9 protein-coding genes are annotated in these 12,046 nt (G+C 43.7%); all 9 read left to right on the top strand.

Annotated elements, in window-relative coordinates; translation table 11 throughout:
- The first annotated feature begins 53 nt into the window (after positions 1-53).
- The 9 genes from NSQ23_RS10215 to NSQ23_RS10175 all read left to right on the top strand — a co-directional run bounded on the left by NSQ23_RS10215 (position 54) and on the right by NSQ23_RS10175 (position 12,000).
- Positions 54-248, top strand: coding sequence for a hypothetical protein (locus NSQ23_RS10215; protein ID WP_339170623.1), 195 nt, complete (start codon positions 54-56; stop codon positions 246-248).
- Between the two features lie 121 nt (positions 249-369).
- Positions 370-528: a hypothetical protein gene (locus NSQ23_RS10210; RefSeq protein ID WP_155116432.1), complete on the top strand. Its 159-nt coding sequence runs from the start codon at positions 370-372 to the stop codon at positions 526-528.
- Between the two features lie 68 nt (positions 529-596).
- Complete coding sequence (locus tag NSQ23_RS10205) at positions 597-1,502, top strand: chemotaxis protein (RefSeq protein WP_339170622.1); 906 nt, start codon at positions 597-599, stop codon at positions 1,500-1,502.
- A 17-nt stretch (positions 1,503-1,519) separates the two neighbouring features.
- Complete coding sequence (locus NSQ23_RS10200; protein ID WP_339170620.1) at positions 1,520-3,130, top strand: diguanylate cyclase; 1,611 nt, start codon at positions 1,520-1,522, stop codon at positions 3,128-3,130.
- 2 nt (positions 3,131-3,132) lie between these two features.
- Positions 3,133-4,170, top strand: a complete 1,038-nt coding sequence (locus NSQ23_RS10195; RefSeq protein WP_339170619.1) for a HEAT repeat domain-containing protein — start codon at positions 3,133-3,135, stop codon at positions 4,168-4,170.
- On the top strand, positions 4,163-5,548 hold the full coding sequence (locus tag NSQ23_RS10190; RefSeq protein WP_064220872.1) for a glycosyltransferase: 1,386 nt from the start codon (positions 4,163-4,165) through the stop codon (positions 5,546-5,548). Before NSQ23_RS10195 ends, NSQ23_RS10190 begins: the two co-directional genes overlap by 8 nt.
- The gene (locus tag NSQ23_RS10185) at positions 5,545-8,751 is read left to right on the top strand and encodes a hypothetical protein (protein WP_192954308.1); all 3,207 of its coding nucleotides are present in this window, start codon (positions 5,545-5,547) and stop codon (positions 8,749-8,751) included. The genes NSQ23_RS10190 and NSQ23_RS10185 overlap by 4 nt, the downstream gene beginning before the upstream one ends.
- Positions 8,751-9,125, top strand: a complete 375-nt coding sequence (locus tag NSQ23_RS10180) for a response regulator (protein WP_064220874.1) — start codon at positions 8,751-8,753, stop codon at positions 9,123-9,125. The genes NSQ23_RS10185 and NSQ23_RS10180 overlap by 1 nt, the downstream gene beginning before the upstream one ends.
- Positions 9,118-12,000 (top strand): ATP-binding protein, encoded by a 2,883-nt coding sequence (locus tag NSQ23_RS10175; protein WP_339170615.1) that lies wholly within the window; start codon positions 9,118-9,120, stop codon positions 11,998-12,000. The genes NSQ23_RS10180 and NSQ23_RS10175 overlap by 8 nt, the downstream gene beginning before the upstream one ends.
- The last annotated feature ends 46 nt before the right edge of the window (positions 12,001-12,046 follow it).

Genomic DNA, 12,046 nt, shown 5'->3' with positions numbered 1-12,046 from the left:
ACGGACTGGAGGAGCATCCGTAAGTGTCATGACCCCTCCAACGTAGCCATTGAATGGCTGAGGGTAGTCAACTAGGGCTTGGCAAGCCCCCACTTCAAAAGCTGTTAGGCTTTAAGTGGTGGGTAGTTGACATCCTTGTTTTTGAAAAAGATGAAGTGCTGTTTGTTGCAACAATATTCTCGTTTGCTTTTTTTGCCTCTCTCTTTTCATGGAAAATCCCCCATTATCTCTATATATTTTTATTATAGTGATTTTTACCTAGGAATAAAGTAATATTTATATAGGTTGAAAATTTTATTTAGACATGTATCATTCACATACATTTTCGCATATATTATGGAAGGAAGTGTAAAAAAAGAGGAATGATGCATGTGGGGTGTTGATTCAGCGGCAAAAGCACCAACATTTCGCCCGAACGTCCCGAACTGCCGTGCAAACGTCTGGATATGGCAATACGGGCGCGATGCCGACCTTTGCCCGATCGACACGAACGTCGCGAATCGAAAAGTGAGTGAGTACTTATATTAAATTTTGTTCGTTGCACATAAGAAATATGGTAAAATGGCAATAAATGATGGTGTAATGGAGGCTGTTTCATGGAAAATAAACATGGAATTTTGTTAGAAAGTGGAACGAATGAACTAGAAATTGTCGAATTTTTAGTCGGTGACAATCGTTTTGCGATTAACGTTATTAAAGTAAAAGAAATTATTCAGCCGATCGCACCGACGAAAGTGCCGCATGCACACCCGTACATTGAAGGCATTATCGAATTGCGCGGCGAGGTGCTTCCGCTCATCGATTTAGCGAAAGCGCTTGGCTTTGGACCGTCAAATAACCCAGCGCAAGATAAATATATTGTGGCACAGTTTAATCAACAAAAAGTTGTGTTTCACGTCCATAACGTTACACAAATTCACCGCATATCATGGAAGCAAATCGAAAAACCGTCGCAAATGTATCAAGGATTAGAAGGCCAAATTATCGGCGTTGTGAAATTAAACGGAAACATGATTTTATTGCTTGATTTTGAAAAAATTGTCGTAGACATTAATCCGCAATCAGGCATTCACGTCGACCGCGTGAAAAAACTAGGTCAACGCGACCGCCCGAATAAAAAGTTAATCGTCGCTGAAGATTCTCCGCTTTTGCGCAAACTTTTACACGATACGCTTGCTGAAGCGGGCTATGTGTACGTTGAGTTTTTTGAAAATGGGGAAGATGCGCTTCACTATTTACAATCGATCGTTGAAAAAGGAAAGCCAGTTGAAAGCGAAGTGCAGCTCGTTATTACCGATATTGAAATGCCGCAAATGGACGGTCATCATTTAACGAAACGCATTCGCGAACATGACAAACTAAAACATTTACCTGTCGTCATTTTCTCTTCGCTCATTACAGATGACCTTCGTCATAAAGGAGAGCGTGTCGGTGCGACAGCGCAAGTGAGTAAACCAGAAATTGCTGAACTCGTTCAAGTGATCGATCAATACATTTTATAAAACAGTAGGGGATTGTTATGGATCGTTACGACAAATATCGACAACATTTTTTGAAAAATATTCGCAAACGGTTAGAAGAATGGGAAACGGTTGAAGAAATCGCCCATCAAGACGTCTATCGTCTTCTTCATTCCATTGCCGGCACAGCGGCGATGATCGGCATGAACGATATCGGCAACTATGCTCGGAAGCTGATGGAACAATGGGGTGAAGATGAACAAAAAAAATGGGGGGCAAAAGAAGTGAAAGAGCGGCTCGCTCCACTTTTTCAACTTTGTTACGAACATCAAATTGGAGACGTGGCATCAAATGAGCAAGGGGCGAAAGAAGGAGGCGAACCGACCGTTTTACTCATTGATGATGACCCGTCGTTTTTAATGTACGTCAAAGAACAGCTCGAACAAATCGGATGGTATGTCGCCGCCATCGCTGATCCGATCAAAGCGGTCGCTTCTTTTTATGACGTCCGCCCGGATTGCGTCGTCATCGACATTCATATGCAAACGAAAACCGGCTTTGAAGTATTAACGTTTTTAAAAGAAAAACTAAAACAACAATTCGTGCCGATGATTATGGTGAGCATTGACGACCGAAAAGAGACGCGCATGAAAAGTTACGAAATGGGCGCGGACGATTTTATTCCGAAGCCGTTTGCGATCGACGAATTTATCGTGCGCATTCGCCGTCAGCTCGAGCGGAAAAAGCTCATTGATGAACTGCTTTTATTAGATGAATTGACGCACGTCTATAATCGAAAATATTTAAAACAAGCGTACGAACAGTTAAAAAGCGACTGGCATCGCACGCATGAGCCGTTTTGTTTGGCGATGCTCGATATTGACTATTTTAAACGGGTTAACGACCAATACGGCCATTTAATTGGCGACGTCGTTTTAAAGCAATTTGCGCAATTTTTAAAAACGAACGTTCGCGCGCGTGACATTGTCATTCGTTTCGGCGGGGAAGAATTTGTCGTGTTATTGCCGGCGACGGAAGCGACAGAGGCGCTTCTTGTGTTTGATCGTCTGCGCGGACAATTTGAACGCATTCCGTTTCAAAGCGGTGAAACGACGTTTTTTTGCACGTTTTCGACAGGCATTGCTGAAGTGAACGACCCGTCTAAACCGATCGGATATTGGATCGAATTGGCAGACTCTGCGTTGTACGAGGCGAAAAATACAGGAAGAAACTGCGTCGTTTTAGCGAAACAACAAGAAACGTCGTATCGTCGCACGGTGAAAGTGGCAATTGTCGATGATGATGCGATCGTGCGTGCCATTGTAGCAGATGTCGTACAAAAAATGTTCGCTAAAGAACGAGTGGCGCTCGAGTTGCGTACGTTCAAAGATGGAGAGGAATTTATATCATGCGATTGGCATGAAGGAAAAGAGCCGTGTCTCGTCATTTTAGATGGCGTCATGCCGAAATTAGACGGGCTAGAAGTGCTCCAACAATTGCGCAACAAAAAAGATGCATCGCGCTACAAAATTATTATGTTAACCGCGCGAAAAAGCGAAAGCGACATTGCGCGCGCGCTCGAACTAGGAGCGGATGACTATATGACGAAACCGTTTAAATTGCTTGAGCTTGAAGCAAGAATACGTCATATGTTAAAAAGGATGAATTAACGATGTCGAATCCACTTATGTTATTTAGTTTGATCGTCGTGACGTTATGGATCATTTTGCTAACGATCTTCCTTTATTTAATTGTGCAAAAAAGAAAAGACGCGCGTTGGAAAAAAGAAGTAGAGACGTACAAACGATTGTACGAACCAATATTACTTCGTTATGTAGCGTACGGAGATGAACAAGTGCCCGCTCCATCTTCGTCTGCGCAATATGTCGCGATGATCGAATTGCTCGACCATTTTATCCGCGTGCTCGCCAACGGTGTGAAGGCGCGCGTGACATCGTTAGCTGAAACGTATTTTGCCGACTATTTGCGTAAGCAATTGTATCATCGCCGGCTCGGCAGACGAATGAACGCCCTCTTTTACATTGAAGATTTTAGGCTTCGCTCTCTTTTGCCCGAATTAGAAAACATGTACGAACAAAAACGTGTAACGACGATGGAAAAGCGCCAACTATTGAACATGTTTGCGCTTTTTCAACATCCGCACGTATATGAATATATGAAAACGAACGATGAATCATTTACGCAATTTGATTATCGCCTCATTTTATCGCGCATGGACGACGATACGTTTGCGAAAATGGTCGATCATTTTTTCGATTGGCATGAAAAAATACAATATGCGATCGTTGACATGATTGGCATTATGCAAAAGTTTCCTCACGCCCCATTTTTATGTACATTGCTCCGACATGAACAAAGTGAATATCGCGTTCGTGCATTAAAAGCGTTAGCACAAATGGCATATCCACTCGACGTTGAACAATTGCACGTTCATTTCCAATCTTCCGTTTGGCAAGAGCGTTTAATGGCATTACGACTGTGCGCACGTACGCGCCGGCAAGAAATGGTCGATCATATTGTCTTGTTAATGAAAGATGCTGTATTTTCCGTTCGGTCGCAAGCAGCGGAAGCTTTGTTGCGCATGCCGAACGGACTTTCGATTCTTGAACAAATCGCTCAAACATCAGACGATCGCTACGCGCGCGATATGGCGCTTGAATGGTTAGAAAGGGGTCGGGAACATGATTGAAATGGCAGCGATGTTCGTCTTTTATTTTATGGTGGCGGTCATTTTGTTTTATACGTTTTTACTCGTTGTTTCGTTCGTTCAATTGCGACGCATGTACGAATTGGACGAATGGGAACCGTATGAAGAAATGCTCGATGTCAGTTATACGAAACCCGTTTCAATTTTAGTGCCCGCTTACAACGAAGAAGCTGGTATTCTTGCGACGGTGCGCTCCCTTTTAAGCATCGAATATCCGGAGTATGAAATTGTTGTCATTAACGACGGATCAACAGACGATACGCTTGAGCGATTGAAGCGAGATTTTGACCTTGTTGAAATGAAGCGCGTCATTCGCCAACAGCTACCAACGGCACGTGTCCGAGCAGTATATCGCTCGCGAAAGTTTTCCCATTTATTCGTCATCGATAAAGAAAATGGTGGGAAGGGGGATGCGTTAAACGCGGGCATTAATTTTTCATCTTATCCGTACGTTTGCTCCATTGATGGCGATTCTGTCATTGAGCGGCGCGCCTTTTTAAAAGTGATGAAGCCGATTATCGACTCAGATGAAGAAGTGATCGCATCAGGCGGAAGTGTGCGTATCGCCAACGGCTGCGACATTGAAAAAGGAGAAATCGTGCGCATCGGGCTATCCCGTCAGCCGCTCGTCGTCATGCAAGTCATTGAATATTTGCGCGCGTTTTTAGTGGGGCGCATTGGACTAAGCCGCCACAATTTACTGCTTATCGTTTCAGGCGCATTTGGCGTGTTTTCGAAACAATGGGTCATTCGCGCGGGCGGATATGCGCATACAGTCGGGGAAGATACGGAGCTTGTCATCCGTCTTCATCGACTAGTGAAAGAAACGAACGCGAATAAAAAAATTGTGTACGTTCCTGATTCGGTTTGTTGGACGGAAGCACCAGAGTCGATGACAGATTTACGCAAACAGCGCCGCCGCTGGCATCGCGGGCTACTTGAAAGCCTTTGGCTTCATCGCCGCATGTGGTTTAACCCGCGCTACGGTTCGATCGGGCTCATTTCGATGCCATATTTTTTACTTATTGAATTTTTTGGACCTGTCGTCGAACTGTTTGTCTATATCCTCATCCTCCTCTCTCTCATCTTAGGAGACATATATGTTGAATTTGCGATTTTACTATTCCTCGTTTTCGTTTTGTACGGCTCGATTTTTTCCATGGCTGCTGTATTGTTAGAAGAATGGACAATGCGAAAAATTTCAAACGTATCCGACGTCGTGCGCCTCTTTTTTTACTCTTTTACAGAGACGTTATGGTATCGTCCGTTGACAGTATTATGGCGCTGTGAAGGCATTGTCGATGCACTTTTAAAAAGAAAAGGTTGGGGAGAAATGAAAAGAAAAGGTGTGTCGAAATGATGAAACGACAACGATGGCTCATTGTATATATCGTATGTATTTTTCTTGCCATTTCTTCGCCATATTGGTTGTGGAATATCAAGCCGACAACGACATTGAATGTGCTGATTGTGAATAAAACAGTTCCCGATCAAACGTATCGTGAACATGGAGGACTCGTTTGGTTATTAAACCAACAAAAATATGTGAAACAAAACGGATCGCGCTACGATGTGAAAACAGATTACGTCGGTTTTGTGCCGACAACGAAACAGGAACGTCCATGGCCGACATCGCTACAATCGTACGATGTCATTTATGTGGCGGATACGTACGGTGTATATGAAAATGATTTCACTACGGAAAAAAAGAAAGGGAAACGTTCAAAAAAAGTGTATGGCGGGTTGACGGAACAAGAAGTGAATCGCTTGCACGATGCGATGTTTGCAGGAAACAAAACGCTTATTGCGGAGTTTAACTCGTTTGCGAGCCCAACGGATCGAGCTGTTCGTGAAAAATTTTATGCGTTATTAAACGTTGAATGGACGGGTTGGATCGGCCGTTATTTTCCGAAGTTAGAAGATGACGAAGTGCCTGTTTGGGTAAAAGAAAACTACGAAAAGCAATACGATAAACGATATGCGTTTACTGGACCCGGCTACGTGCTCGTCGATGAATACGACCGGCTTGTCATTTTAAATAAAAACGAAATCGGAAAACAAGGGGTGCTTTTTACTCCGACAAAAAAAGGGGAAAAAGAGCTCGGCGTGAACGGTTCGACTCCGTATTCGTATTGGTTTGATATCGTCAAACCGTTACACGACGAAGAAGTGTTAGCGACATATACGCTTTCGTTATCAAAAAGCGGAAAAGAAAAATTACAAGCGATTGGCTTGCCGACGACGTTTCCAGCGATCGTTTATCATCACAACAATCGGTACGATGCGTACTATTTTTGCGGCGACTACGCCGACCAACCAGATGTACCAAACATATATCAAACGGCCGGTATCGACATATGGCGGAAATGGACGACGCGCCACGATCCAAACAGCACCGCATCGTTTTATTGGAAAGCGTATGTTCCAATGATGAAAACGATTTTAAAACAAGCGTCTAACGATGACAAGCAATGGAGCGAGCGTGCGATCGCCAAAACAGACGACGGCATTCAACTCGCTGGTCGGGTCGGAGAGCAATATATACAAATTTACAAAAATGACAAATGGGAAAATATGTTGTTGAAAGGGGTCAACATGGGCATCGCAAAACCGGGTCATTTCCCGGGTGAAACGGCGATTACGAAAGAACAATATTTCCGATGGTTTAAACAAATTGGGGCGATGCATGCCAACGCCGTTCGTGTGTACACGATTCATCCGCCAGCGTTTTATGAGGCTTTTTACGAGTATAATCAAATCGCAAAACAGCCTTTATATTTATTTCACGGTGTTTGGGTGAATGAAGAAACGTTTTTGCGCACAAACGACGCGTTTGCGAAAGAAAATACCGAGGAATTTGTCGCTGAAATGAAGCGAACGATTGACATTGTGCATGGACGGGCAACGATTCCACCTCGTCCCGGTCATGCGAGCGGTGTGTATAAACACGACATTTCACGATATGTACTCGGTTGGATTTTTGGCGTCGAGTGGGAGCCGACCGTCGTTCATGCGACGAATATGAAGCATGCCGGTTTACGTGATTACGAGGGGGAATATGTGTACACGAAAGGAGCGTCGCCGTTTGAAATTTGGTTGGCGCGCATGATGGATGAAGCGATTGCTTATGAAACGAAAACGTACGGCTGGCAACGGCCAGTCAGCTTTACAAACTGGTTGACGACCGATTTGTTAACACATCCGAGCGAACCGTTAGAAAAAGAAGATTTCGTATCGGTCAATCCGAACGTCATCTATACGACAAATGCCATGCATAGCGGCTTGTTTGCGTCATATCACATTTATCCGTATTATCCAGACTTTTTAAACTATGAGCCGAAATACGTCAATTATATCGACCATCGCGGTGAGAAAAACAACTATGCCGGTTATTTGCACGATATGAAGCGAGTGCATCGTATGCCGATCGTCGTCGCGGAATTTGGCGTCCCTTCATCGCGCGGCATGACGCACCGTAACGTATACGGGATGAATCAAGGGTTTCATTCCGAGCAAGAGCAAGGTGTTATCAACAAAAAACTATTTGAAGATATCGTCCACGAGAAGATGGCGGGCGGATTTATTTTCACATGGCAAGATGAATGGTTTAAACGAACGTGGAACACGATGGACTACGACAATCCAGATCGTCGGCCGTTTTGGTCAAACGCGCAAACGAACGAACAGCAATTCGGCTTGCTCAGCTTTGATCCGACCGAAAATGAAACGACGATGATAAAAGCAGATGGAAGAAAGGAAGATTGGGAGTTTCTCCGCATCCGTCCTGCGTTCAAACAACACGGCCGCGCGCTCTATATGACGAGCGATGAGCGGTACGTTTACATCCGTTACGACACAACTGTTAAGCGGGACAAAGACGTCTATATATTGTTTGATACGATACCCAATCAAGGACAATCGACTATTCTCGATGTGCCGAACGTACGAACGGAAGGGATTGATTTCGTCCTTCATTTACGTGGGGAAAAGGAAGGGCGATTATGGATTGATAGTTATTACGATTCGTTTTATTATCATTATGGACATATGTTGCAAATGATTGATCGCCTCCCGTATGTGAACAAAAAAAATAACGGCATGTATCATCCGATTCGCCTTACGCTCAATAAAAAGTTACCAATTAAAGGAAAAACGTATCCGTTCGACTTTTACGAAACAGGCGTTATGACGTTTGGTACAGCTAATCCGAATGACGAAGCATACAATTCATTGACGGACGTCAGTGTCAGCCAACAAGAAGACGGATATGAAATTCGCATCCCTTGGGCGCTTCTTAACGTAAAAGACCCGAGCATGCATGAAGTGATGGGAGATATGTGGCAAGGTGGACTAACAAGCAGCAAAACGATTGACGGCATTCGCATCGGCGTATATGAAAACGAATTTTCGTATCCAACAAAAGAGGGAAATATGTTAGATGCGAAACGGTTTTATACGTACACATGGGATCGTTGGGAAGCGCCGACGTATCACGAACGGTTAAAACGTTCATACGAAATCGTAAAACAAACATATAAGAAAGTTGAAGGAGAGGGACAATAATGGCAAAAATTTTATTAGCGGAAGATGAAGAAGTATTGCGCATGCTTGTCGTTGATACGTTAGAAGATGAAGGACACGACATTGATGAAGCTTGCGATGGGGAAGAAGCGCTTGAAATGATTAAACAAAACGATTACGACTTAATTTTGCTTGATTATATGATGCCAATATATACCGGCTTAGAAGTCATTCAACAAGTACGAAATATGCCCGATAAAAAACATGTAAAGATTATGATGTTATCGGCAAAAAGTCAACAAGCGGACAAAGAGCGCGTGCTGGCGGCCGGCGCTGACTACTTTATGGCAAAGCCGTACAGCCCGCTTGAATTAGTCGAACGAATTGAGGCGATCTTGCATGGAGAAGATGCGTAACTATTTTCGGCAAAGTTTAGCGAGACAGTTTGTTTTACTTGTTGCGTCATTTTTAGTCGTCTTTATTGTCGGAGCGGCTTCCCTTTCGATGTATCAATCCTCGTTAGTGGCGTCGTTTGAACAAAAAAAGAATGAAATCGAAACGAAAATGAAATATGCGCAAGAAATCGAGCGAGCGTTCAACCAAGCGTTTTCCGATGTGCGCGGCTATTTAGCCTTCAACCGAAAAGAGTTTAAGTTAAGCTTTTTTCGTGAACAAGAAAACGTCCAAACTGCGCTCGATCTGTTAGAAAGCGCAGCAACGACGAAAGAAGATACGAAATTTATTGTGAAAGCGCGCCAATTTGCACAATATTATTTCGAACGTCTCGTTCCTGAAGCGATTGAAGCGTTTGAAAACGGCAATATACAAAAAGTATTAAGTTTATCAGAAAACGGGGGCACCGCGTCGATTGAACAATTTCAATTTCAAATGAAAATGTATAAGCAAAGCTTAAATGATCAATTAGATGGCGCTTTTCGACAGTTAAGTAACGAGCAGCAAACGGCCCAAACGGCGTTTATCGTATTCGTCTTTTTCATGTTATTTTTGCTCATTATGATCGCACGCATTATGATGAAAAAAATTGGGACGCCGCTCCGTGCTCTCGCTAGCATGGCAGAAAAAATCGCAAAAGATGAACGAGTGCATAACGACGACGTCGTCCATACCGCTCGCGAAGATGAAATCGGAAAGCTCGCTCAAGCGTTTCGGAAAATGTTAGCGAGCATTCAGGAGAAAGAAGAAAGTTTAATGGCGCATAACGAAGAATTGCTTGCTCAACAAGATGAACTAGAAGTGCAACAAGCAGAACTCGAACAAGCGCTCGAGGCGATGCAGGCGCGCGAACGAGAATTAAAACGGTATAACAATTTTATACAAAGCTTATCGAATTCGCTCGATCGGCAAGACGTATTGCAAAGCATCGTTTTTCATATGGCGCGCATCATGGAAGCTGACCGCGGCATGATCGTGTTAATGAACGATGAAAAAACGTATGCGTCGTTCGGTTTGTCGCCATACGGGGTTGAACAATTTTTAACGTACGTATACAACGGATTGCATCAACGATTGTTTGAACAAAAAAAGCCGTTCGTGTTAAAACGCGAAGTTGCAGCGTCGGAAAAAGGATATCATGAAGAGACGATGTACGTGCACGACATTTTTTTACCTGTTCTTTCGAATACAGACGATGTGCAAGCTATTTTAGTGTTCAGCCGCTTTGGCGGGCCGTTTTCGGACGAAGAAGTGCAAGAATATGTCGGCTTAACGAGACAAATATCGATTTCTTTACAAAAAATAGAGCTATACGAACAGACGGAGCAAGCGCGTGAGACGGTACAACATATTTTAAATACGGTGCAAGAAGGCATTCACTTCGTTGACCGTGACGGCAATAGCGTCATCGTCAATAAACAAATGGCCGACTTGCTTCAAAAAGAAACGATTGCTGAACTGGAAGGAGCAAGCTACGAACAATGGGCGCGCGGCTTAGTTGAACAGTCTGATGCAGGAGAAAAGTTATGTGACTATTTGCGAGCTATTATTTTTAACGGCGATGAAGAACATGAGCCGTTTGTGTACCATTTGCCACAAAAGCGGAAAGTGATGCAAGTATATGCAAAGCCGTTATATCGTCATGGGGAGCGACAAGGGACGGTATTTGTCCATCGCGACATTACGAAACAGTTTGAAGTCGATCAAATGAAGTCCGAATTTGTCAGCACCGTCAGCCACGAATTGCGCACGCCGCTGTCGAGCGTGCTCGGCTTTACGGAACTGATGTTAACGAAGGAATTGAAGCCAGAGCGACAAAAGAAATATTTAACGACCATTTATCAAGAAGCAAAACGGTTAACGGCGCTCATTAACGACTTTTTAGATGTGCAGCGCATGGAGTCAGGAAAGCAAACGTACGATAAAAAATACGAAGATATCGTCTCCATTATTGAACATGTCGTTGATACACAAAAAGTGAATACGACCGTTCATACGTTTCACATTCAAAAAGAGACGGACAAAACGATCGTGCTCGGCGACCGCGATAAATTGGCGCAAGTGTTTACGAATTTAATTAGCAACGCCATCAAATATTCCCCAGATGGCGGCAACGTGACTGTGCGCATATATGAACAAAACAATCGCCTATGCATCGACGTAAAAGATGAAGGATTAGGCATTCCAGAAGAAGCGTTGCCAAACATATTTACAAAATTTTATCGCGTCGATAACTCCGACCGCCGCCGCATCGGTGGAACAGGACTTGGGCTTGCGATCGTGAAAGAAATTGTGAAAGCGCACGAAGGGGAAGTGAGCGTCACATCAGAGCTGAAAAAAGGAAGCACGTTTACCGTCTCTCTTCCGCTCGTCGCTTTGGCGCCTGGTGAGGAAGATGAGCGCGACAACGACGACAAACAAGCGCATGCGCACGTCGTGATTATTGAAGATGATGAAAATTTAGCGGCGCTATTAGAAGCGGAATTAAAAGATAGCGGGTTTCGCGTCAAACATGTGAAAGAGGGAAAAGAAGCGATCGAGCTCATTCAAAAAGAAAAGCCGGATGCGGTCGTGCTAGATATTATGTTAGAGGAGCATAACGCGTCCGGATGGGATGTGTTGAAAGCGTTAAAGCAAAACGAACAGCTTTCCGATATTCCAATTATTATTTCTTCTGCGTTAGAAGAACGAGAAAAAGGGATAGCGCTTGGGGCGAATAGTTATTTTGTAAAGCCATATCAACCGAGCCAACTATCGAAAACGATTTTACAAATGTTATTAAATAAAGAGCGGCAAGGAGAAATTTTTATTCCGCTCCCTCAAGAGGAAGCAAAATAAAGCTTCCTCTTTTTTTGCATAAAAACTGCGATATATTGCAAACTAG

Source organism: Anoxybacillus sp. FSL W8-1294, from assembly GCF_037965005.1.
Lineage (GTDB): Bacteria > Bacillota > Bacilli > Bacillales > Anoxybacillaceae > Anoxybacillus > Anoxybacillus flavithermus_G.
The sequence above is the reverse complement of the archived record's forward strand: the minus strand, read 5'-3'. Positions and strand labels throughout refer to the sequence as shown.